Here is a 23,969-nt window from a genome sequence, read left to right as displayed (position 1 = left end):
GACACCTCTTTGGCAATGGCATGGACGACATGGCAGGCACCCTCAGCGGCGTACGAACAGGGCGACCAGGGCACTGCAGGCGCAGGCGCTGGTGACCACGATGAAAATCAGCGAGGTGTTGCCGGTGGTGTCGAGCATACGTCCGATCAGCGGCTCTGCCAGCCCGGCGAACAGGTACGAGGCGAAATTCATGATGCCGGTGGCGGTGCCGGCGCGACGCGCGCCGACCAGGTCCGGGCACAGCGCCCAGAAGCTCGATGCCGGGCCGTAGACGAAGAAACCGCAGAGGAACAGCGCCAGCAGGCCAACCGCGCTGTGCGCTGGCAGGCTCCACATCCACAGGCTGGTGAGCGCGCCCAGCACCATGTACAGCATGATCGCCAGGTAACGTTTGCTGCCGAACAGTTTGTCCGACACCCAGCCATTGCTCAGCGCGCCAACGGCCATGCCTACCGGCAAGGCGATGGTGATCCATTTCGGGTCGATGAAACTGTCGCCTTTCTGCCAGTTGGCACCCAGGAAATGCACGGGCACCCAGACGATCAAGCCGTACCGCGCGGCGTTCTGGAAGCCCAATGACACCGCTGCCACCAGCAGGCGCGGGTTTTTCAGCACGGCCAGGTAACGTTGGCGCGAGGTTTCTTCACCGCCCAGGCTGGCCTCGTTGGCACGGTCTTCGGCGTTGGCCACGCCAGTGTCGTCCAGCGCCGGGTAACCCATGTCTTGCGGGCGCTCCCGCGCCACCAGGTAGAAGACGATGCCACCGGCCAGCATCAGCAGCACAGGCAAGCGGAAAATCCAGCGCCACTCCAGGTGCAGCACATCGATCACCACCACCGAGGTCACATACGACAGCACCGATGCGCAGCCAGCGGCGAACACATAGAAGCCATACACCTTGCCGCGCTCGGCAGCGCCCCACCAGTTTGAAAGCAGGCGGCTGCCGGGCGCCCAGCCCAGGGCCTGGAAATAACCGTTGACGCCCCACGGCAGGATCAGGCTGAGAAAACCGCCAGCAAAGCTGGTGACCCAGTTGGCGCCGCACGACAACACGGCGCCGATGCTCATGATGCGTCGGCCGCCGAACTTGTCGGCGAGGTTGCCATTGATGGCTTGGCCAACGGCATACATCCACAGCATGGCGGTGGAGGCCCAGCCGAGGGTTTCCTTGCTCAGGCCGAACTCGGCCTGGATCCCGGGGATGGCGAAGCCGAAGGTTTGCCGCCCGGTGTAGAAGAACAAGTAGCAGAACATCGCGGCCAGCAGCATGCGCCATTGCGCAAGGCGAAACGGCAGGGTGCTGGGCATTGCGCCAGTCAGGGTTTGTGCGCGGTTCATGACGGTTTCCTTTTTGTTCTCTGGCGCCGGCCCATGGGGCTCGGCGAGTCGGCACTCTTGAAAGGTGCTACAGGAAAAACGCAGAAGATCAGGCGGCTTGCGCGCCGATGAAATTGCGCCCGCGGGCGCCCTGCAGGGCGGCGTCGATCATCGCCTCGGCCTCGGCGGCTGTCACGCCGTAATCTTCGAACTCGGTGCGCACGCCCAGGCGGTGAAGAAACGCCCGCAAGCGCTGTTGCGCTGCCGCGAGGTCGTGGCCGAACGCCTTTTGCAGGGTCTGGTCGCGCCCGGCATCACGGCCCCAGGCCAGGCCCAGCACCAGCGGCAGGGTGAACGAGCAGGCAATGCCGTGGGGCAGGCCGTGGCGCAAGGTCATTTCGTAGGAAATGGAATGGGCCAGCGCGGTCTTGGTGTTGGAAAAGGCCAACCCAGCCTTCAGTGCGGCCAAGGCCATGCGTGCGCGCAGTTCGGGGTTGCCAAGGTCTTGTTGCAGGCGTGGCAGGCAGTCGAGGATGTCCTCGATGGCCGACAGCGCGAAGGTGTCGGAGAGTGGGTTGGCGTTGTGGTTCCAGATCGACTCCAGCGCGTGGGACAAGGCATCCAGCCCGGTGGACACGGTTACGGCAGCCGGCACACTGAGCATCAGCTGCGGGTCGATCAATGCAACGCTGGGCCAGGTGCAGGGCAGGTGCAGCGAGTACTTCTTCTGCTGGCCGGCGTCCCACAGGGTGGCCCAAGGCGTCACCTCGCTGCCGGTGCCGGCCGTGGTCGGCGCGGCTACCAGGGTCTTGTGCCGGGGCGGAACAAACGGTTTGCCACTGGCCAGCAGGTCAAGCAGTTCGTCGAATCGGCCTGAAGCGGTACCGACGATCAGTGCCTTGGCGGTATCGATGGCGCTGCCACCCCCCAATGCCAGCACCGTATCGCAATCGCCGTGCTGGGCCCAAAAGGCTTCGTGCACGCCACGCAGCCAGGCGACATCGGGGTTGGGTTGGACGTTGTCGATCACGCACACCAGGCGCTCGCCCAACAGGCTGCGCACCCTGGCCAGCAGGCCGAGCTGCGCAGCTTCGGGAAAGGTAACCAAGGCGACCTTGCCAGGGCAGTGTTCGGCGATCTGGTCCAGGCTGCCACCGCCGAAAACGGTGGTGACCGGGTTGTGGAAGCAGGCAGGCATGGGCAGTTCCTTATTGTTGTTGGAAGGTGCGGCCATGCTCGACGGCTGGCGGTTTTCGTTCCAATCGATTGATTGCAGGGTGCTATCGGCCAGGCCGATAACGGGACGTGCGGGCATTGCGGGAACTCCAGGCATGGTTTGCCCGTCGCGCGCCCAGCGGGCGCACGTGGCAGGTTGCTTGTGTCGAGGGTAGGGCTGTGGATCAGTGGCGGGCGTTGCCCTGAATCGCATGGCGCAGGCGGTTGGAGGCCAGGTCGGCCAATACCACCATCACGGTGATGACCAGGATGCAGGTGGCGGTTTCCTGGTACTTGAACAGTTTCAGGCTGCTGACCAGCTCGAAGCCCAGGCCACCGGCACCGACCATACCCAGTACCGTGGCCGAACGCAGGTTCACCTCGAAGCGGTACAGCACCACGGCGATCCAGGCGGTGATCACCTGTGGTAGTACGCCGAAAGCGATCACCTGCAGTGGCCGTGCACCGGTCGCCTGCAGCGCTTCAATTGGTCCTTGGTCGATCTCCTCGATGCTTTCGGCAAAGAACTTGCCGAGCATGCCCACGCCATGCATCGCCAGGGCCAGCACGCCTGGGAAGGGCCCCAGCCCCACCGCGGAGACGAACACCAGGGCCAGGATCAGTTCGTTGATGCTACGAATCACGTTCAGCACCTGCCGGGTGGCCTGGTACAGCCAGCGGTTGCCGTGCAGGTTGCGCGCCGCGAGAAAGCCCAGTGGCAGGGCGAGGATGATCCCCAGCAAGGTACCCCACAGGGCAATTTGCAGGGTTTCCAGGGCCGGCTGCCAAAGGCTTGGCAGGATGCTCAGGTCGGGCGGCAGCGAGCGGCCAAGGAAATCGCCGATCTGTGGTAGCCCGTTGGCCAACTCGGCCCAGCTCAGTTGTGCGCCTTCGGCGCTCCACTGCAACACCAGGACCACTGCCAGCAGCAGTGCGGCAGTGCCCAGCCAGCCACGGGCGCGGGTGGGTGTATTGACCAGCCATTGGTGGCTTTGTGGGTTCATGCCGAGGCTCCTGTGCCGGTGGTCAGCATCGGCCGGGCCACGGCCAGTGATACTGCGGGCTCATCGGATGAGGGCGTGTGATAGATACGCTGCAGGGCTGCTTCGTCCAAGTGCCCAGGCGGGCCATCGAACACCAGGCGCCCGCTGGCCAGGCCAACGATGCGGTCGGCGAAGGCCCGGGCCAGGTCTACCTGGTGCAGGTTGCACACAACGGTAATGCCGAGGGTGCGGCTGGCTTCGCGCAGGTACTGCATTACCACCTGCGCAGTATTCGGGTCGAGGCTGGCCACCGGCTCGTCGGCCAGGATGACCTGGGGCCGCTGGGCCAGCGCACGGGCGATGCCCACCCGCTGCATCTGCCCGCCAGACAGCGCATCGGTGCGTGAGCCGGCCTTGTGCTCCAGCTCCACCCGGCGCAGGCAGTCACGGGCCAATGCCACGTCGTCGCGGCGGAACAGCTGCAGCAGCGAGGTGAGGGTACTGCAGTGGCCCAGGCGACCGGTCAGTACGTTTTTCAGCACCGACAGGCGCGGCACCACGTTGTGATGCTGGAAGATCATTGCCACTTGCCGGCGCAGGGCGCGTTGATCGGCTGCGCGCATGGCGTTTACCCCGGCTACCTGCAGCTCGCCGCTGTCAGCCTTGGCCAGGCGGTTCATGCAGCGCAGCAGGGTGGACTTGCCGGCACCAGACTGGCCAAGGATCACCACGAATTCACCGGCTTGAACGTCCAGGTCGATGCCGCGCAGCACCGGGTTGTCGGCGTAGCCCTTGGCCAGTCGGCGGATGCGGATCATTTCAGGCTCCGCAGGTCGAGGTCGAGCACCTTGGCCGTGTCGCGAACCACGTTGTAGGCAGCATCGGTGGTTGGCTGGAAGCCATTGAGCATGCCCTGGTCACCCCACGGTACATCCTTGATCTCGGCAAACGCACCGCGCAGTTTGGCCTGCAGTTCGGGGTCGAGGTTCTTGCGCCAGACCATCGGAGATTCGGGAATGTCTGGCGAGGTCCACACCACCTGGAAGTCCTGCTGCTTGACCTGGCCACTGTTCACGGCGCCGGCCAGGATGCGGTCGGCCACGGCGGCGGCATCGACCTTGCGGTTTTCCACGGCGAGGATGCTGGCGTCGTGCGACCCCGAGAAGATCACCCGCGAGAACAGGGTTTTCGGGTCGTGCCCGGCATGCTCCAGGCCGGCCTTGGGGAACAGGTGGCCGGAGGCAGAGCTGGGGTCGACGAAGGCAAAGGTATGCCCCTTGAGGTCGTCGAGCGTGCGGATGCCGCTGTCTTGGCGGGCAATGATCAGGCTGTGGTAGGCACTGCTGGCGGTCTTCCTGGTCACTGCCACGGCAAAGGCTTCGGCGCCTGCTACCTGGTTGGCAAGGACATAGGAGAACGGGCCGAGGTAGGCGACGTCCAGCTTGCCGGCGCGCAGGGCTTCGATCACCCCGTTGTAGTCGGTGGCAACGTACGGCTTGACCGGCATGCCCAGGCGCGCCTGCAACTGGTCGAGCACTTGCTGGCTGCTCTTGATCATGGCCTGGGAGTCTTCCGACGGGATCAGGCCGACGGTCAGCGCCTGCTGGGCTTGCACGGTGGGGGCGAGCAGCAGTGGCAGCAGGGCAAGGCGGGCACAGCGCAACAGTTTCGGGAGGGGTGTCATGGCAATACCGGAGTGGTTGTTGTCGGTAGTGCCAAAACTAGGGCTGTCATGTGACAGTCACGCCATCAATTCAATATGGGTTTCGCCAGCCAACCATTCAAAGGATCTATGGATGTCCACCGCCCGCTTGCGTACGTTCCTTGCCGTGGCCCGGCATGCCAGCTTCAGTGCCGGGGCCAGGGCCATTGGCCTCAGCCAGCCGACCGCCACCAACCAGGTCCAGGGGCTGGAGCGCGAATTCAACGTCGAACTGTTCCACCGCCGTGGCCGGCGCATCGAGCTGACCGCCGTTGGCCGCGCCTTGTTGCCGATTGCGCAGCGGATGTGGATGCTCGAAGCCGAGGCCACCAGCCTGCTGCGCGACAGTGGCCAGCTTAACCGGGGGGAGCTGAAGATCGGTGCGGTGGGGCCGTTCCATGTGATCGAGATGGTCGACCGCTACCGGCAGGCGTATCCACAGATCGACGTATCGATTCGCGTGGGCAACTCGGCGTCGGTGCTGGCCGATCTTCAGGGCTACGTGACCGATATCGGCGTGTTGGCAGGGCTGCATGATGACCCGGCGTTTGTCGCACAACGCTATGCCAGGCACGCGGTGATCCTGTTTGTCCGCGCCGATCACCCGTTCGCCCGTCATGACCAGGTTCTGCTGCAGGCGTTGCAGGGGCAGCCGTTGCTGCGCCGTGAGCAAGGTTCAACTACGCGGCTGGCGTTGGACAATGCACTGGATGCTGCCCAGGTAACACCGCGTATCGTCATGGAGATCGGCAGCCGCGAGGCGCTGCGCGAGGCGGTGATTCGTGGCATGGGTATTGGTGCGGTGTCCGAGGCAGAATACATCGCCGACCCCCGCTTGAAAGTGATCCGCATCGCACAGGACTCGGTGTATACCGAAACCTACCTGTACTACCTGGCCGAGCGACAGGGCAGCCAGGTCATTGCGTCGTTTCAGCGCACCCTTCAAGGCTGGCACGGCTAAAGGTGCCGTGCCAGTTCAACGCGGCAGGTATCACACCCCTTCGCGGCTGCTCACCCCATCGAGCAAACGCACAATCCCCAACGGGTTAGCGTTTTTCAACGCATCCGGCAGCAGCGCATCCGGGTAGTTCTGGAAACACACCGGCCGCAGGAAACGGTCGATCGCCAAGGTGCCCACCGACGTACCGCGTGCGTCGGAGGTGGCCGGGTAAGGCCCGCCATGCACCATGGCATCCGAAACTTCCACACCGGTCGGGTAGCCGTTGAGCAGCAGACGCCCGGCCTTGCGCTCCAGCAAAGGCACCAGCGAGGCAAAGGCGACCAGGTCGTCAGGTTCGGCAATCAGGGTGGCCGTCAGCTGGCCCTGCAGATGGCGCAGTGCTTCGGTCAGTTGCTGCGCATCGGCCACTTCAACCACCACGGTGGTCGGGCCGAACACTTCTTCCTGCAGCAGCGGGTCGCCGTTCAGCAGCAGGCTTACGTCCGCCTTGAACAGCTGTGGCTGGGCCTGGTTGCCGGTTTGTGGTTGCCCGGCCAGGTGCTGAATACCTGGGTGCGCCAGCAGGTGCTGGACACCGTTCTGGTAGCTGCGCAGGGTGCCAGCGTTGAGCATGGTCTGCGGGCCTTGGTCTGCCATGCGTGCAAGCAGTGTTTGCACGAAACGCTCGAACTGCGCGGACCGGATACCCACTACCAGGCCTGGGTTGGTGCAGAACTGCCCGCAACCCACCACCACCGAGGCGGCCAGTTCGCCGGCGACTTGCTCGCCACGGGCTTGCAGCGCCTGGGGCAGGACGATAACCGGGTTGATGCTGCTCATTTCGGCAAACACCGGAATCGGTTGCGGGCGTGCCGCCGCCATGTCGCACAGGGCGCGGCCACCGCGCAGCGAACCGGTAAAACCGACCGCCTGGATGGCCGGGTGCTTGACCAGCGCTTCGCCCACGCCGGCACCGTAGATCAGGTTGAAGACGCCTGCCGGCATGCCGCTGCTGGCCACCGCGCGGTCGATGGCTGCGGCCACATGGGCGGCAGTGAGCATGTGCCCGCTGTGCGCCTTGAACACCACCGGGCAGCCGGCAGCCAGCGCCGAGGCCGTGTCCCCGCCAGCGGTGGAGAAGGCCAGGGGGAAGTTGCTGGCGCCGAACACGGCCACCGGGCCCACGCCGATGCGGTACTGGCGCAGGTCCGGGCGCGGCAGCGGGGTGCGCTGGGGCAGGGCGCGGTCGATACGAGCGGCGTAGAAGTCGCCACGGCGTACCACTTCGGCAAACAGGCGCAGCTGGTTGCTGGTGCGGCTGCGTTCACCACGGATGCGCGCTTCGGGCAGCGCGGTTTCGCGCATCACATGCTGGATGAAGTCATCACCCAATGCGTCCAGCTCGTCGGCGATGGCGTCGAGGAAGGCGGCGCGCTGGGCCGGGCGGGTGCTGCGGTAGGCCGGGTAGGCGGCCTCGGCGGCCTGCACGGCGGCCTCGACCTCATCGCCGGTCGCCTGATGGAAGGCGTAGGGCAGCGGCTCACCGGTATGGGCGTCGACGCTGTTCAGCAGCACGTCACCGTTGCCGCTGAGTTGGCCGGCGATGTGGTTCAGGCGGTGTTCGATGGACATTTCGTCTCCCGTTGGCAATGACTGTCGTTGGGGTTGGACTGTAGGGGGCGAACGGGGGGCTGAATAATGATTAATACGGATCGGGTGATAACGGCCAGTTATCACCCGACGTTCGGCCTCATTCGGCCATCTGCAACTCCGGCAATTTCACCCGGAATGCGCGCGTCAGGCCCATCAGCACTACCAGGCCCATGCCCAGCCAGCACAGGCCAATGGTGAACGACAGGCTGGTCAGGCTGCTCCACAGCCACAGCGTGCTGAGAAAACCCAGCCCAGGAATGGCACCGTACAGCAGGTAGTTGCGGCCGCCGCGCAGTTTCTGGTCGACCAGGTAGTGCTTGACCACCGCCAGGTTCACCGCCGAGAAGGCGAACAGCGCGCCAAAGCTGATCATGTTGGCGACGGTATCGAGGGTGATCACCAGGGCGATCATCGACACCAGGCTGACCACCAGGATGGCCGTGGCCGGCACGCGCTTTTTCGTCGCCAGCTGGCCGAATGCCCGCGGCAATGCGCCGTCGCGCCCCATGGCGAACAGCACGCGCGATACGCTGGCCTGGGACACCATGGCCGAGGCGAAGCAGCCGGCCACGTAGGTGGCGGTGAACGCGGTTACCAGCAGCTCGCCGCCTACCCGGCGCATCACGTCCACCGAGGCCGAATCGGGGTCGGCGAAGCTGCCCCAGTCGGGGAACACCATCTGTGCGCAGTACGACACTACCAGGAACAGCAGGCCACCGATCAGCGACACGGCCAGAATCGCCACGGGAATGCGGTAGGTTGGGTTGCTGGTTTCCTCAGCCATGGTCGACACCGCGTCGAAGCCGAGGAACGACAGGCACAGCACGGCGGCGCCGGTCATGATCAGCGGCACACTGAAGCCTTCGTGGTGAAAGGGCGCCAGCAGCGACACCGGCTCTGCCTGCCCACTGAGCTTGAGCACGGACAGGGCGACGAAGACGATGATGAACACCAGCTGCACCACCACCAGGATCCAGTTGACCCGGGTGATCGACTCGATACCGATCAGATTGAGGAAGGTGACCAGGGCTATGGAGCCGGCCACCCACACCCAGGCGTGGATGGCCGGGAAGTATTCCGACATATAGATGCCGATCAGCAGGTAGCTGAGCAGCGGTAGAAAGATGTAGTCGAGCAGCAATGTCCAGCCGGTGATGAAGCCGATGTGGCTACCGAAGGCTTTGCGCGTGTAGGTGTAGACCGACCCGGAGTAGGGGTGGGCCTGGACCATGCGGCCATAGCTGTAGGCGGTCAGCAGCATGGCGGCGAGGGTCAGCAGGTAGGCGGTGGGCAGGTGCCCTTTGGTCATCTGAGTGACCAGCCCGTAGGTGGTGAATACGGCCAGGGGCACCATGTAGGCCAGGCCGAACAGCACCAGGGCGGTCATCCCCATGGACTTGCGCAAGCGGCCGGTGCTGGCGTCGGGTTGTGTGGGTGCATGCGGGGTGGGGCTATGTGCGGGGCTATGGGCTGTACTTGTTGTTGTATGCATTGCTAACTCCTGGAAAGGGATGCAGGACACCGCAGTACGCGAGCAGGCTCGCTACCGGTGGGCGTTGTGCAAGGAGGTCGAGCGAAAGGCTCGCAGCGCTGGGCGGGTTGATGCTCCCACACCCTGCAGGCACCCGGAATCACCCTTTGGGGTGAGCAGGGGCGGACCTTGTCCGGCTCACCCCAAAGGGTGATTTCGGTGTCCGCAGGGCCGTGGGAGTATCTGGTCAACAACGCACCGCACAGGCGGCGGTGCCACTGAAAAGAAACGGCAGGCCCACAGTGACGACTCAATTGCTTTCAGAACACTGGTTCGAGCACCAGGCCAAGGTCACCGAGGCAATCGGCCGGCCGGGCTTTGCCGCCAACCTGTTTGCCGCACTGGGTGTGATCCGGCCCATCCAGGCCACCACGGTGTACCTGTACCCGCACGATGGCATGCCCTGCGCGCTGTTCGAGCAGGACGACAAGGCGCCTTGGCAGCCCGAGGGCAATGTCAGCCGCTACCTGTCTGGCTTCTACCTGCTCGACCCGTTTTACGGTGCTTGCGTGGAACAGGTCGAATCCGGCTGTTACGGCCTGTTCGAGGTGGCGCCCGACCATTTCGAGGTCAGCGAGTACTACCAGTCGTTCTACCGCCACTCGCACCTTGAGGATGAACTCAACTACATCCTGCAGGTGGCGAACGGGCAAAGCCTGGCGGTTTCGCTGGCCTTCACCGACAAGCTCGATGGGCAAAGCCGCACGCTGTTCGGGCTTGTCACGCCTTGGGTGCTGGCGGTACTCAGCAAGCATTTTGCCGGGCTGGACAGCCGCGCCGGGCGCTTCGAGAACATCCTCGAGCAACGCATCCACGCCGCGCTGAACAACTTCGGCAGTTCGTTGCTGACCGAGCGTGAATGCCGCATCGCCCAACTGATTCTGCGCGGTCACTCGACCAAGTCGCTGGCCGAGCGTCTGGGGGTGTCGGAAGACACCATCAAGTCGCACCGCAAGAACGTCTACGCCAAGCTCGACATCGGTACCCAGTCCGAGCTGTTCTCCCTGTTCATCGACGCGCTGGCCAATGCCCAGGGCGTGCTGGGCAAGGACCCGCTTGAAAGCTACATGGGCAAGCTGCGCTGAGTGCCAGCCACCCTGCAACCCCACCGCAAAGGAAAACCAACAATGAACGCGCCTTTCGCCCCGCAACGCCAGACCCGCGACTACCAGGCAGCCGATGCCGCCCACCACATCCATGCCTTCCTCGACCAGAAGGCGCTGAACGCCGAAGGGCCACGGGTGATCGTCGGTGGCGAGCGCCTGCACCTGTGGGACAGTGAGGGCAAGCGCTACTTGGATGGCATGTCCGGCCTGTGGTGCACCCAGCTTGGCTATGGCCGCCGTGACCTGACTGCCGCCGCCGCCACGCAGATGGACCAGCTGGCCTACTACAACATGTTCTTCCACACCACCCACCCGGCAGTGATCGAACTGTCCGAGTTGCTGTTCAGCCTGCTGCCAGGGCACTACAGCCACGCGATCTACACCAACTCCGGCTCCGAGGCCAACGAGGTGCTGATCCGTACCGTGCGCCGCTACTGGCAGGTGGTCGGCCAGCCCAGCAAGAAGGTCATGATCGGCCGCTGGAACGGCTACCACGGCTCGACCCTGGCGGCCACGGCGCTGGGCGGCATGAAGTTCATGCACGAAATGGGTGGGCTGATTCCGGACGTGGCGCACATCGACGAGCCGTACTGGTACGCCGAGGGTGGCGAGCTGACCCCGGCCGAGTTCGGCCGCCGCTGCGCCCTGCAACTGGAGGAAAAAATTCTCGAGCTGGGTGCCGAAAACGTTGCCGGCTTCATTGCCGAGCCGTTCCAGGGCGCGGGCGGCATGATCTTCCCGCCAGAAAGCTACTGGCCGGAAATCCAGCGCATCTGCCGCCAGTACGACGTGCTGCTGTGCGCCGATGAAGTGATCGGTGGCTTTGGCCGCACCGGCGAATGGTTCGCCCATGAATACTTCGGCTTCGAGCCCGACACCCTGTCGATTGCCAAGGGCCTGACCAGCGGCTACGTGCCGATGGGCGGCCTGGTGCTGAGCAAGCGCATTGCCGAGGCGTTGGTGGAGCGTGGCGGGGTGTTCGCCCACGGCCTGACTTATTCCGGCCACCCGGTGGCGGCGGCGGTGGCCATTGCCAACCTCAAAGCGTTGCGCGACGAAGGCATCGTGCGCCAGGTAAAGGACGACACCGGGCCGTACCTGCAACGCATCCTGCGTGAGGTGTTCGCCGATCACCCGTTGATCGGCCAGGTGCAGGGGGCAGGGTTGGTGGCGGCGCTGCAGTTCGCCGAGCACAAGCCGACGCGCAAGCGCTTTGCCAACGAGAACGACCTGGCCTGGCAGTGCCGCACCTTTGGTTTCGAGGAAGGGGTGATCATTCGTTCGACCCTGGGCCGGATGATCATGGCGCCGGCCTTGATCGCCAACCACAGCGAGCTGGATGAGCTGGTGGAGAAAACCCGGATTGCCGTTGACCGCACGGCGCGGTTGGTCGGCAAGCTCTAACCCGCTCGCAAGCCCGGCACACTTCCTGTTGGAGCGGATAAACCCGCCCCAGCAGGGAGCGCGTTGCCTTTACGAAAAGACTGCTCCAAAGCGATCAGGAGTACAAATGTACACCCTCGAATTCTGGCAACAACGCGCCTCGGATCTGTACCTGCCGTCCCAGGCGTTGATCAACGGCAAACCCGTCAACGCACAGGACGGCGCCACCTTCGCCGCCATCAACCCCGCCACCAACAAGGTATTGGCACAGGTGGCTGCCTGCGGCCAAACCGAGGTCGACCTGGCTGTCGCCAGTGCCCGCCGAGCTTTCGAGCAAGGCCCGTGGCCACGCATGGCCCCTGGGGAGCGCAAGAAGGTGCTGCTGCGCTTGGCCGAGCTGATCATGGCCCATCGCGAAGAACTGGCCTTGCTGGACTCGCTGAACATGGGCAAGCCGGTGATGGATGCCTACAACATCGACGTGCCGGGCTCGGCACATGTGTTCGCCTGGTACGGTGAGGCGCTGGACAAGCTGTACGACCAGGTGGCGCCCACGGCGCCGAATGCGCTGGCCACCATCACCCGCGAAGCACTGGGTGTGGTCGCGGCCGTGGTGCCGTGGAACTTCCCCCTCGACATGGCCGCCTGGAAGCTGGCCCCGGCGTTGGCCGCCGGCAACAGTGTGGTGCTCAAACCCGCTGAACAGTCACCGTTCTCGGCCTTGCGCCTGGCCCAACTGGCGCTGGAAGCGGGCTTGCCGGAAGGCGTGCTGAACGTGGTGCCGGGGCTGGGTGAGCAGGCCGGGCAGGCGCTGGGCCTGCACCCGGATGTGGACTGCCTGGTGTTCACCGGTTCCACCCAGGTGGGCAAGTACTTCATGCAGTATTCGGCGCAGTCCAACCTCAAGCAGGTGTGGCTGGAGTGCGGTGGCAAGAGCCCCAACCTGGTGTTCGAAAACTGCCAGGACCTGGACCTGGCTGCGGAAAAGGCCGCCTTCGGCATTTTCTTCAACCAGGGCGAGGTGTGCTCGGCCAACTCGCGGCTGTACGTGCAGCGCGCCATCCATGATGAATTTGTCGAGCGTCTGCAGGCCAAGGCCCGCCAGTGGTTGCCGGGTAACCCGCTGAACCCGGCGAGCCGCGCCGGGGCCATTGTCGATGCCGAGCAGACTGGGCGCATCGAGGCCGCCATTGCGCGTGCCGGGCAAGAGGGCGCGCGGTTGGTGTGTGGTGGCCGGCGCCTGACCCTCGACGGTTCGGACAACTACATCGAGCCGACTGTCTTTGCCGGTGTCGAGGGCCGCATGAAGCTGGCGCGCGAAGAGGTGTTCGGGCCCGTGCTGGCCGTCAGCGCCTTCGACACGGAAGAAGAAGCGGTGCGCCTGGCCAACGACAGCATCTATGGCCTGGCGGCCTCGGTGTGGAGCGATGACTTCAACCAGGTACACCGGGTCGCGCGGGCGTTGAAGGCCGGCACCGTGTCGGTGAACACGGTTGATGCACTGGATGTGACGGTGCCGTTCGGCGGGGGCAAGCAGTCGGGCTTTGGCCGCGACCTGTCGCTGCATTCGTTCGACAAGTATTCACAACTCAAGACCACCTGGTACCAGTTGCGCGCCTAAGCGCCTGGCGCACTATTTGCCGTGCCTGTGAGATCGAGCGCCCCCGCGCGGCGCTCGATCTCACAGGCGCTGCAAATCCACCGGCAGGCACCTGAACGGCCTAACCCCATACTAATTTCCGTAACCCCAGCAAAAAGCTCACGCGCACTCTACACTGCTCCGGATATCAGCCAAGGCAATGCGCCATACATGGAGTACCTGGGATGGGCTACGTGTCGAATGGTCGTGCCTCTGGAAACGCCGGATGGGGTATTTCACTGCAGTGGCTGGTGGCGCTGGCCATTGTGCTGGGTATGCTGCTGCTGGGCGCCGCCCTGGCCTGGCAAGGCTATCGCGGCATTCGCCAGACCCTGGTAGCCGCCGCAGGCGATTCCGCCTTGCAAATGGGTAAGACCATCGACGAGCGTGCCCGGCGCCTGATCGACCCGGCGCAAAGCAGTATCCGCCTGCTTGCCTACAACCCGGCCGCGCACACCCTGGCGCAGCGCCTGGAGCGGTTGCCGCAGCTGGTGGAAACGCTCGACGCCAACCGCATGCTCAGCGCCGCCTACCTGGGCTACCCCAATGGTGATTTCTTGCTGGTACGGCGCTTGCGTGACCCGCAATTGCTGCAACTTTTCAGCGCGCCACCAGGCACGGTGTTTCTGGTGCAAAGCGTCAACCGTGAGGGTGGGGCGGTACAAGGCGAATGGCGCTTCTACGACCGGGCATTGAACTTGTTGCAGACCCAGGCCAAACCCGAGTACCGCTACGATCCGCGCCTGCGTCCGTGGTTCGTCGAAGCCGCAGCACAAGCCACCACCGTGCTGACCCGCCCCTACGTGTTTTTCACCACCCGGGAAGTCGGCCTGACCATGGCCCAGCGCAGCGTCGACGGGGGGACCGTGATCGGCATGGACGTGTCGGTCAATGACCTGGCCAGCGAAACCCAGGACTTGCGCATGACGCCCGGCACCGAGATTGTCGTGGTCGATGACCAGGGCCGCGTGGTGGCCTACCCAGACCTGCAACGGGTGATCGTGCACGAGGGGCAGGGGGTGCGCCTGTCGAGCGTTGGCGAACTGGGTATTGCCAGCTTGCAGCACCTGTTTGCCGACCTGCCGGCAGGCACCCAGCCGCAGCCTTACCTGGTGGATGGCCTGACCTGGTACGGCATGCGCGTGCAACTGACCACCTTGGCCGGGCAGAACCTGCAAGTGCTGATTGCCGTGCCGGCTGATGAGTTGCTGGCCGGCGCACGCAAGGTGTTGTTCGAGCAGTTGCTCTGGACAGCGGCACTGATGGTCGTCCTGCTGGTGCTCGGCGGTGTGATTGGCCGGCGCATCGCTCGGCCGTTGCGGCGTTTGGCCGAACAGGTGCAGGGCCTGGCCGGTTTCGATTTCGGCCGTGAAGTGGGGGTGCATTCGCGGGTGACCGAGGTGCGTGAGTTGAGCCAGGTGCTGAGCCGCATGTCTGGCACCATCGGCAACTTCCAGGCGATTACCCTCACGCTCAGCCGCGAACGCGACCTGGAGCACATGCTTGATGGTGTTCTGAGCCACCTGGTGAAGGCCGCAGGGGTCAACGCCGGCGTGGTGTACCTGTACGACGACGAGCGTGCACTGCTGCGCCTGGCCGCCTCTTGCCGTGGCGAGCAGTACCCGGTTGAACTGGTCGTGGACAAAGGCGACCAGCAGCGCCTGGCCGTTGCAGTGACCCAAGCCCTGGGCTTGCACGAGCATAGCCTGGCCGTGGTGCTCAATGACCGTAGCCAAGCGCTGCTGGGCATTCTGCTGTTGCAACTGGACGAAGCGCCTGGGCGTGCGCAGGCAGGTCAGCCGTTCCGGCGCTTTGTCGAGGAGCTGTCCGGGGTGGCGGCGGTGGCCATCGAGACGCGCCAGCTGGCCGAAGCCCAGCGGCGTCTGATGGATGCCATGATCAAGCTGCTGGCCGACGCCATCGATGCCAAGAGCCCCTACACCGGCGGCCACTGCGAACGGGTGCCCCAGCTGGCGCAGATGCTGCTGGACCAGGCCGTGGCAGCTGACAGTGGCCCCTACGCCAGCTTCAGCATGACCGAGGCCGAACGTTACGAATTCCGTGTGGCAGCCTGGTTGCACGATTGTGGCAAGGTCACCAGCCCCGAGTACGTGGTGGACAAGGCGACCAAGCTTGAGACCCTGTACAACCGCATTCATGAAGTGCGCATGCGTTTTGAAGTGCTCTGGCGCGATGCCGAACTTACCTACTGGCAGGGCCTGGCCAGCGGTGCCGAGCCGCAGGCCTTACGACGTGCCTTGAGCGTTGCCCAGGCCGAGCTGCAGGGCGACTTTGCCTTCGTCGCCCAGGCCAACATCGGCGGCGAGTTCATGCAGGACGCCGATATCCAGCGCTTGCAACAGATCGGCCAGCGCCGCTGGCTGCGCCATTTCGATAACCGCCTGGGTATCTCCCGTGATGAAGCGGAGCACCTTGCCGGCGTGGCGCAACCTGCGCTACCGGTAGCGGAACCATTGCTGGCCGACCGCCCCGAGCACTGTGTGCCCTGGGGCGCTCGCACGCCGCCGGTGGGCAAGGACGACCCGCGCAATACCTGGGGGTTCGACATGCGCTTGCCAGCCCACGCCAGCAACCACGGCGAGCTGTACAACCTGGCGATCCGCCGTGGCACGCTGAATGACGAAGAGCGGTTCAAGATCAACGAGCACATCGTGCAGACCATCATCATGCTCAGTTCATTGCCGTTCCCGCGCCACCTCAAGCGGGTACCCGACATCGCTGGCAACCACCACGAAAAGATGAACGGCAGCGGTTACCCGCGCCGGCTGGGCGAGCAGGACCTGGGCATTGCAGAACGGGTGATGGCGATTGCCGATATCTTCGAGGCGCTGACAGCGGCCGACAGGCCTTACAAACCGCCGAAGACCTTGTCCGAATCGGTGAAGATCATGGTGTTCATGGTCCGTGACGGGCACCTCGACGGGCAACTGCTGCAGCTGTTCATCAGCAGCGGGGTTTACCGCCAATACGCCGAGCGCTTCCTGCGCGCCGAACAGATCGACGAGGTGGATGTGGCCTACTGGCTGGAGCAGATACGCTGCCCGGCCTGAGCGTTACTGCTTGCCCAGGCGCTTGTACAGGGTAGTGCGCGAGATACCGAGTTCCTTGGCGGCGGCGCTGACGTTACCGGCATGGGCCAGCAGGACGCGTTCGATCACTTCCTGGGTAGCGTCGGCAAGGTTGCACGACGTCACGTGCGCCTGGCCTTGCAGGTCGTCGGGAAGGTGCTGCAGGTTGATGCACGGTTCGCCAGCGGCCAGCACCCCGACCAGGCGCGCCACGTTGTCCAGTTGCCGCAGGTTGCCCGGCCAGTGGTAGGCCTGCAATTGGCGCCTGGCCTCTGCCGCCAGCGGCGGGAAGCCTGGGCGCTGGAAGAAATTGTCGATCAGTTGCGCCTTGTCCAGGCGCTGTTCCAGGGCAGGCAGGGCCACGCGCAGGCCGTCCAGGCGGTAGAACAGGTCCTCGCGAAAGCCGCCGCTGCTCACCAGGCTGGCGAGGTCCTTGTGGGTGGCGGCGACAACGTGGGCCTTCAGCGCCACGCTGCTGGTGCTGCCAACACGGGTGATCTGCCGCTCCTGCAAGGCACGCAGCAGCCGGCTTTGCAGGGCCAACGGCATGTCACCGATTTCGTCCAGCAGCAAGATGCCGTCGCCGGCGGACTCCAGCAGGCCCACGGCGCCGCCTTTGCGAGCGCCGGTGAAGCTGCCTTCGGTGTAGCCGAACAGTTCAGCTTCGATGAGGCTCTCGGGCAGGGCTGCGCAGTTGATTGCAATGAACGGGGCCTGTGGGCAGCAGTGTTCGTGCAGCGCCTTGGCGAACACTTCTTTACCAGAACCGGTCGGCCCGGTGATCAGCACCGGCAGGTTTCCAGCCACGGCCTTGCAGGCATCTGCGAAGCGGGCGTTGACCCGCCGGTCGCTGCCCAGCGCCGTGTGGCTGGCCCGCAGTGGCCGTGGCTTGGCGGCAGGCTGCGCCAATAGCCGGCCATACAGGCGTGAGCCGTCGGCCAAGGCCAGCAGCTGCGGCGAGCCATCCAGGCCGTTGTGGCCAGGGCGGTCGAACAGTTGCTCCAGCGTCAGCCCTTCAGGGCGGTAGCTGGGCACGCCCAGCAACTGCTGTGCGGCGCGGTTGGCTGCGTACACCGTGCCATCGTCGTGCACGGCCAGCAGCGCCTGCAGTGGCGAACCGAGCAGCCTTGGGTCGTGTTGCAGCTCCAGGATGCGGCAGCCCGGCAGGCCGTGGAAGAAATTGTTTTCAGTCGCCAGCGCCGCATGTTTGAGGCGTTCGAGCATGGTCCCGGCATTGCGTGTGCCGATACCGGTCAGGTCCAGCGCCCCGAGCAGCTCGCCATTGACCCCGCGCAATGGCACGCTGACGCAGAAAAACTGGGCAAACTCCTGCAGGTAATGCTGGTTGCCGGCAACGATCGCCGGCAGGCCGTCCATCAGCGTGCAGGCCGGGGCAGTGGTGCCGACGTCGACCTCGCTGACCCGGCGCCCGGTGTGCAGGGCCGACAACGGGCCGTCGATGCCTGATGGCTTGCGGGTCTGGACAATGCGGTTATCCGGGTTGACGCAAAACAGCATCCAGTGCGAATCGCCAATCAGCTCCCATAACCGTTCCAGCTCTGGTTGCACGCAGGCAGCCAGTTGGCTGTCGGCCTCGGTCAGTGGCAGCACATCCAGCTGCCCGTGTGCCAGGCGCGGTTGCCACGGGCTGAGCCCGGCGGCCCTGGAACGCTCCCACGAGCGCTCGATAGGTTCCGGCAGCAGCCCGGCGGGCAACGGCAGGCCTTCGGCGAATTGCTGGCGGGCGCTGTGCAACTGGAGTTGTAGGCGATCCATGGGTACACCTTGTGAGGGTTTACGGCACGCTGCTGACTGCGCACGTTGCGCCGCTGCCAGCAGCGCGTCAAGGCTGCCGAGCATCAGAACAGCAGCAGCGCCCGCAGGTTGACCCCGGTGTCCTCCTGGAAACCACCGACCACGCGGGTGTCGTGGGTCAGCTGGCCGCTCAACTGCACGGTGCTGCCGACCATCTGCTGAAACTCCAGACGCACTTGCTGCACCTCGGTCTTCTGCCCCGTGTAGTCGCCCGACAGGTGCTGCTTGCCGCCTTCGCTGGCGGAGAAGCCCAGGGCCAGGCGCTGGGCCGGGTTGAAGTCGTAGCGCAGGTTGGTCTGCAACTGGTAGGTCGTGTCCTGGCGCAATGTCTGGCTGCCGCTGCCGGCCTTGTCGTTGCTGCCATAGAACACGGCATCGGCATACCACTCCATGGACCAGCGGCCCCACAGCGGTTCTACCCAGCCCAGTTGCAGGTCGCCTTTCCAGCGGTTTTCGCCCAGGTTCACACCGGCGCCGCGGTCGTATTGGCCCCACGGCAGGTACAGCAGTGGGGTAATGCCGAAGTAGCGGCCGCTGGCGCCCAGCCCAGGCTGGTTTACCAGCCAGAAGGTGGCACCGATGATCGGGTCGGCCATGCCGCTGTTGCTGCCCAGCGACTGCCCGCCAACCTTCACGTCGTAGACATGGCCGAAGGGCAGGAGTATTTGCGGGTCCACGGTGATGCCGGCAATCTCGGTGAAATGGATCAGACGCAGGATGCTGATGTTGGAGCGCAGGCTGGTGCCGTGTGTGGCGTCGGGCGCACCGTCGCCGTTGAAGCGGTCGGCGCGGCTGAATTGCTGGTACCAGGCGGCGACGTTGGTGCCTGGGGGCAGCGCCGTGTAGTCGCCGGCATTCACATCGACAGCCAGGGCCTTGGCTGAAACCAGCGCGCAGGCCAGCGTGCCCCAGGCAAGGCTGGAGTTCTTTATCATGTCAGGGGTTCCCTTGTTCTTGTTATGGCGTGGGGCAGCCCATGGCTGCCCCTGGGGGCGTTACTTCTGGATACGGATGATCGGTTTCAGCGTCAGGCCTTTTTCGCTGTCCTCGGCGGCCTGGTTGATCTGCTCGAAGTCATAGAAACGCACCAGTTTGTCGAAGGCGAAGCGGCCCTGCAGGTACAGGTTGACCAGCTCGGGGATGAACTTCTTCGGCACGCTGTCACCCTCGACGATGCCGCGAATGACCTTGCCGCCCAGCAGCAGGTCGTTGACGTCGAACTGTGCAGTGGTGCCCAGCGGCGGCGCACCGACCACCCCCAGTGCGCCACGGCTGCCAAGGGCATCCACGGCCTGGCGCAGCACTTCCGGGCGCCCCGTGGACTCCAGGGCGAACTGCACGCCGCCGCCGGTGATTTCGCGGATGGCTGCCACCGGGTCGGTTTCACGGCTGTTGACCACGTGGGTGGCGCCCAGCTCCAGGGCCAGCGCCAGACGCGAAGGCACCACGTCGACCGCGATGATGGTGGCGGCGCCTGCCACTTGCGCGGCCAGCACGGCGGACAGGCCCACCGCACCGCCGCCAAAGGCGGCAAAGGCGCTGCCCGGGGTGACCCTGAGCGAGTTGATCACCGCGCCGGCGCCTGTCTGGATACCGCAACCCAGCGGGCCAAGCAGCTCGATTGGCGCTTCCTTGGGCACCCGCACGGTGTTGTTCTCGCGCCCCAGTGCGTAGGTGGCGAACGACGACTGGGCGAAGAAGTGGTCATTCAGGGCGTAGCCTTGTTCATCCTGCAGCGCATGTTCGCCTTCGGGGCCAGCACCACTGAAATTGCGCCCGAAAAAGTCCTGGCAGTAGGCGGCCTGGCCGGCGTCGCAGGCCAGGCAGTGGCCGCAGTAGCCGTAGGTCATCACCACGTGGTCGCCCACGGCCAGGTTCTGTACCAAAGGGCCAACGGCCTCGACGATGCCAGAGCCTTCGTGCCCCAGCACCGCTGGCAGCGGCACGGGGTAGTACTGGTCGCGCACGATCATGTCGGTGTGGCACATGCCGGTGGCGACGATGCGCACCAGCACCTCATCACCTTGCGGCGCACGAATACGCGCCTGTTCCAGCACGAAGGGGGCGCCTTTGCCACGGGTGACGGCAGCTTGAATGGGGCGAAACAGAGGTGTTGTCATTGTTATTGTTCTCCGGGGTTACAGGGGGTAGGCAGGCGCTTGGCCCTTGAGGGTCAGCCATTGCCATTGGGTGAACTCTTCCCAGTTGGCGGCGCCACCGATGCTGCTGCCGTTGCCGGATGCACCCACGCCGCCGAAGGGGTTGATGACCTCGTCGTTGACGGTCTGGTCGTTGATATGCAGAAGCCCGGTGCGCAATTGTTCGCCCAGGCGCAAGGCGCGGCCGGTATCGCGCGACAGGATGGCAGCGCTCAAGCCGTAGTCCGTGTCGTTGGCCAGTTCCACGGCCTGCTCATCGCTATCGAACGGCACCACCACGGCCACGGGGCCAAAGATTTCCTCGTGAAATGCCGGGTTGTCACGCTGCACGTCGCTGAGCACGGTCGGCTGGAAGAACAGCCCGTCAGCCGCACCGCCGGTTGCCAGCGTTGCCCCGGCAGCGCGTGCGGCGTCGACGATGCGCAAGGCGTTGTCACGCTGGGCCGCGTTGATCAGCGGGCCTAGGTGTACCTGGCCGCTGGCCGGGTCGCCCACCGTCAGGCTGCGTGCCTTGGCCACCAGGCGTGCGACGAAGGCGTCATAGATGCCCCGTTGCACCAGCACCCGGCCGGTCGACATGCAGATTTGCCCCTGGTGCAGGTACACCCCCCAGGTAGCGTTGGCGATGGCCAGGTCCAGGTCGGCGTCGTCGAGGATGATCAACGAGTTCTTGCCTCCCAGTTCGAGCGAGACTTTCTTCAGGTGGCGACCGGCAGCTTCGCCCACTTTGCGGCCAGCGGCGGTGGAACCGGTGAACTGGATCATCGCCACGCTGGGTGACGCAGTCAGCGCTGCACCGGCCTCTGCGCCGCCCGGCAGCACATGCAGCACGCCTGCCGGCAAACCTGCCAGCTCGAAGATGCGGGCGATGACATGGCCGCCGCACACTGCGGTGCGCGGGTCGGGCTTGAGCACGACCGCATTGCCCGTGGCCAGTGCCGGGGCAACCGCACGCATGGCCAGGTACAGCGGGAAGTTGAACGGTGAAATGACTCCGATCACGCCCAGCGGGCGGCGCCGCGCGATGCTCAGGCGGCCGGCTGTGGAAGGCAGTACTTCGCCTTGGCTGCGCGAGGGAAGGGCACAGGCTTCGTGCAGCGCTTTGATGCTGATGGAGGCCTCGAAGCCGGCCTTGGCCTGGGTCGAGCCACTTTCGCGAACGATCCAGTTGGCGATCTCGGCCTGGTATTGCTCGGCGATAGCGGCGGCCTTGCGCAGGACTTTGGCGCGTTCGTCGTAGGGCAGGGCATACCAACTGCGCTGGGCCGTGGCGGCCTCGCGCGCGCTGTGCTCCACCTGTTTGGCACCGGCGTTGGCCAGGGCACCCAGTGCCACGCCATTGCCAGGGGAGGTTACGGCGGTGGCGGGCAGCTCACCGGGTACCCAGGTACCGGTGAACAGCCGCTCGTTCCAGAGTTCGTTGGGCAGTAAGGTATCCACGCAAAGCATCCTGTGTTGTTGTGTTCACGGATGCTTGTTGCAGGGGGTGTGCCAAGGTGCAGCGGCCATAGAATTCAGGAGCTGCGGGCCTGGCGGTGTTCACAACCTGAACAATCGACGGTTTTGCGAGTGTTCATTTTCTGAACAGGGCGCTGCAAGCCTTTCGGCTTGCCTCACTCGTATCCTTGCGCCCCGGCAATATGCCGCCCGGCCACATAGCCGAAGGTCAGCGCCGGCCCCAGGTTGATGCCGCCCGATGGGTACCAGCCACCAAACACGCTGGCCATGTCGGTACCCGCCGCATACAAACCTGCAATCGGCTGCCCGGCCTCATCCAGCACCTGGGCATTGCCGTCGGTGCGCAGCCCGGCAAAGGTGCCGAAGCAGCCGGGCTGTACTTTCACCGCATAGAACGGCCCGTGCTCGATGGGCGCCACGCAAGGGTTGGGGCCTTTGTGCCCAGGGTCGCCTTGCTTGCGGTTGAACGGCGTGGACCCCCGGCCAAAGGCGGGGTCCTGGCCATTGCGTGCGTGCTTGTTGAAGTCGCTGACGGTGGCCCTTAACCCGGCCGGGTCAATGCCGCAGGCATCCGCCAACGCTTCCAGCGTGGCACCTTGCTTGAGGTAGCCGCTGCGCACATGGGGCCCCACCGGCAACGGCGCGGGGCGGGCGTGGCCCAGCCCGTAGCGGCGCAGGAACCGATGGTCGCAGACCAGCCACGAACACACCGCTTCATCCTGCGGCACCGCCGCGACCATCGCCGATACATAGTCGTAGTAGCCATGCGCTTCATTGACGAAGCGCTTGCCGTTGGCCAGCACGCCGATAATGCCCGGCTTGCCGCGCTCGATAATGTGCGGAAAATGGCCGACGCTGCCGTCGCGGTGCGGCACCTGCGAAACCGGTGCCCAGGCCACCGGCGATTTCAAGTCGGTGGCAACCACGCCACCGGCAGATTCCCCCAGGCGCAGGCCATCGCCCGAGCAGCCCTTGGGCGGCAGCGCCAGGTTGTCGTGGCCGCTGGCATCGCGGGGGAACAATTGCCGGCGGCGGGCGTTGTCGTTGGGGAAGCCGCCTGCCGCCAGCACTACGGCCTTGGCGCGAATCAGCTGCTCGCCCTGCGGTGTGGCCACCCGTGCCCCGCGCACCTGGCCATCCTCGACCAGCAGGTGCTTGGCCGGCGCCGACTCTTGCAGGTGCACGCCCAGGTCCTGCGCCGATTTGGCCAGGCGCGCCACCAGCGCCACGCCGTTGACCAGGTGCATCGCCCGGCCGTAGCGGGCCAGGTGGTACAGGTGGCGGCCAAAGCGTTTGCACACATGCAGCAGGGCTTTGGGCGAGCGGGTCATGTTGAGAAAAGCAGCAAGGTCGGCGCCGGCCATGATCGGCATGCCCATGAATGAGGTTTCGCGCAGGGTCTTGCGCAAGCGCGGCAGCAGGGCGCCAACCTCGCGGGCGTCATAGGGCGCGGCGATCACCTGGTGCCCGCCCTGGGCTGCCCCCGGTGTGTCGCCATGCATGTCGGGTATACCGTTGCCGTCGGCAAACTGCAACGCCGTGTGCTTCTCGAAAAACGCCACCATGTGCGGGCACGCTTCAAGGAAGGCATCGACGCGCTCGGCGTTGTAGTTAGCCCCCAGTTCATGGCGCAGATAAGTGCGTGGCTGTTCGATGTCTTCTACGATGCCGGCCCTGCGCGCCAGTGGATTGCGCGGCGCCCAGGCCCAGCCACCGGACCAGGCGGTGGCACCGCCAAACACCGGTTCCTTCTCCACCAGGATCACCTTCTGCCCATGCCAGGCAGCCGTTACGGCCGCAGCCAGCCCGGCGGCGCCAGAGCCTATGACCAGTACATCGCATTCGGTTTCGAAGGGAGCGGAAGGCATCACGGGATTCCTGTATTGTTATTGGAACAAGGTTCCATATTCTTGTCGGCAGCGTCTCGGCCTGCAAGGGCAGGCGGGTTGTGCCAGGCAAGTACTGGGCGATCATCGGAC

The 23,969-nt window shown here is 65.0% G+C and carries 17 protein-coding genes; 5 read left to right on the top strand and 12 right to left on the bottom strand.

The features are described from left to right. Window positions 1-42: 42 nt before the first annotated feature. The 5 genes from ACNQP3_RS16790 to phnD form a co-directional block, all read right to left on the bottom strand. Window positions 43-1,338 (bottom strand): MFS transporter, encoded by a 1,296-nt coding sequence (locus ACNQP3_RS16790; protein WP_060493864.1) that lies wholly within the window; start codon window positions 1,336-1,338, stop codon window positions 43-45. 88 nt (window positions 1,339-1,426) lie between these two features. After that, entirely contained in the window at window positions 1,427-2,515 is a 1,089-nt protein-coding gene (psrA, locus tag ACNQP3_RS16785) for an iron-containing alcohol dehydrogenase PsrA (RefSeq protein ID WP_041166735.1), read from the bottom strand. Window positions 2,516-2,717: 202 nt separating this feature from the next. Continuing rightward, window positions 2,718-3,536, bottom strand: a complete 819-nt coding sequence (gene phnE / locus ACNQP3_RS16780; protein ID WP_264316248.1) for a phosphonate ABC transporter, permease protein PhnE — start codon at window positions 3,534-3,536, stop codon at window positions 2,718-2,720. Then, the gene (gene phnC, locus ACNQP3_RS16775; RefSeq protein ID WP_060493862.1) at window positions 3,533-4,333 is read right to left on the bottom strand and encodes a phosphonate ABC transporter ATP-binding protein; all 801 of its coding nucleotides are present in this window, start codon (window positions 4,331-4,333) and stop codon (window positions 3,533-3,535) included. The genes phnE and phnC overlap by 4 nt, the downstream gene beginning before the upstream one ends. Next, on the bottom strand, window positions 4,330-5,199 hold the full coding sequence (gene phnD, locus ACNQP3_RS16770; protein ID WP_012272876.1) for a phosphonate ABC transporter substrate-binding protein: 870 nt from the start codon (window positions 5,197-5,199) through the stop codon (window positions 4,330-4,332). The genes phnC and phnD overlap by 4 nt, the downstream gene beginning before the upstream one ends. A gap of 112 nt (window positions 5,200-5,311) precedes the next feature. On the opposite strand from phnD, the gene ACNQP3_RS16765 reads away from it, so the two are divergent. Continuing rightward, window positions 5,312-6,178 (top strand): LysR substrate-binding domain-containing protein, encoded by an 867-nt coding sequence (locus tag ACNQP3_RS16765; RefSeq protein ID WP_012272875.1) that lies wholly within the window; start codon window positions 5,312-5,314, stop codon window positions 6,176-6,178. 30 nt (window positions 6,179-6,208) lie between these two features. Here ACNQP3_RS16765 and ACNQP3_RS16760 read toward each other — a convergent pair whose 3' ends face one another. Continuing rightward, window positions 6,209-7,789 (bottom strand): aldehyde dehydrogenase (NADP(+)), encoded by a 1,581-nt coding sequence (locus ACNQP3_RS16760; protein ID WP_069942391.1) that lies wholly within the window; start codon window positions 7,787-7,789, stop codon window positions 6,209-6,211. Between the two features lie 118 nt (window positions 7,790-7,907). After that, complete coding sequence (locus tag ACNQP3_RS16755) at window positions 7,908-9,302, bottom strand: APC family permease (RefSeq protein WP_012272873.1); 1,395 nt, start codon at window positions 9,300-9,302, stop codon at window positions 7,908-7,910. A 281-nt stretch (window positions 9,303-9,583) separates the two neighbouring features. On the opposite strand from ACNQP3_RS16755, the gene ACNQP3_RS16750 reads away from it, so the two are divergent. The 4 genes from ACNQP3_RS16750 (at window position 9,584) to ACNQP3_RS16735 (ending at window position 16,540) form a co-directional block, all read left to right on the top strand. Then, window positions 9,584-10,426, top strand: a complete 843-nt coding sequence (locus ACNQP3_RS16750) for a helix-turn-helix transcriptional regulator (protein WP_012272872.1) — start codon at window positions 9,584-9,586, stop codon at window positions 10,424-10,426. A gap of 42 nt (window positions 10,427-10,468) precedes the next feature. Further along, a complete protein-coding gene (locus ACNQP3_RS16745; protein WP_179028181.1) occupies window positions 10,469-11,851 on the top strand; it encodes an aspartate aminotransferase family protein in 1,383 nt (460 codons plus the stop codon). A gap of 106 nt (window positions 11,852-11,957) precedes the next feature. Next, window positions 11,958-13,451 carry an aldehyde dehydrogenase gene (locus ACNQP3_RS16740; RefSeq protein ID WP_264316247.1) on the top strand — a complete coding sequence of 498 codons (1,494 nt, stop codon included), beginning with the start codon at window positions 11,958-11,960 and terminating at the stop codon, window positions 13,449-13,451. Window positions 13,452-13,654: 203 nt separating this feature from the next. Further along, window positions 13,655-16,540: an HD domain-containing phosphohydrolase gene (locus ACNQP3_RS16735; protein WP_060493858.1), complete on the top strand. Its 2,886-nt coding sequence runs from the start codon at window positions 13,655-13,657 to the stop codon at window positions 16,538-16,540. 3 nt (window positions 16,541-16,543) lie between these two features. Here the strand turns inward: ACNQP3_RS16735 and ACNQP3_RS16730 are convergent, their stop codons facing one another. The 5 genes from ACNQP3_RS16730 to ACNQP3_RS16710 all read right to left on the bottom strand — a co-directional run bounded on the left by ACNQP3_RS16730 (window position 16,544) and on the right by ACNQP3_RS16710 (window position 23,858). After that, window positions 16,544-18,334, bottom strand: coding sequence for a sigma-54-dependent Fis family transcriptional regulator (locus tag ACNQP3_RS16730; RefSeq protein WP_081336926.1), 1,791 nt, complete (start codon window positions 18,332-18,334; stop codon window positions 16,544-16,546). Between the two features lie 83 nt (window positions 18,335-18,417). Beyond that, on the bottom strand, window positions 18,418-19,308 hold the full coding sequence (locus tag ACNQP3_RS16725) for a transporter (RefSeq protein WP_264316246.1): 891 nt from the start codon (window positions 19,306-19,308) through the stop codon (window positions 18,418-18,420). A gap of 60 nt (window positions 19,309-19,368) precedes the next feature. Further along, complete coding sequence (locus ACNQP3_RS16720; RefSeq protein ID WP_060514411.1) at window positions 19,369-20,493, bottom strand: NAD(P)-dependent alcohol dehydrogenase; 1,125 nt, start codon at window positions 20,491-20,493, stop codon at window positions 19,369-19,371. Window positions 20,494-20,511: 18 nt separating this feature from the next. After that, window positions 20,512-21,981, bottom strand: a complete 1,470-nt coding sequence (locus tag ACNQP3_RS16715; RefSeq protein ID WP_176729437.1) for a benzaldehyde dehydrogenase — start codon at window positions 21,979-21,981, stop codon at window positions 20,512-20,514. Window positions 21,982-22,145: 164 nt separating this feature from the next. Next, window positions 22,146-23,858, bottom strand: a complete 1,713-nt coding sequence (locus ACNQP3_RS16710; protein WP_264316245.1) for an FAD-dependent oxidoreductase — start codon at window positions 23,856-23,858, stop codon at window positions 22,146-22,148. Window positions 23,859-23,969: the final 111 nt, after the last annotated feature.

The organism is Pseudomonas sp. LFS074, assembly GCF_047978165.1.
In the GTDB taxonomy this organism is placed as follows: domain Bacteria; phylum Pseudomonadota; class Gammaproteobacteria; order Pseudomonadales; family Pseudomonadaceae; genus Aquipseudomonas; species Aquipseudomonas putida_P.
The sequence above is the reverse complement of the archived record's forward strand: the minus strand, read 5'-3'. Positions and strand labels throughout refer to the sequence as shown.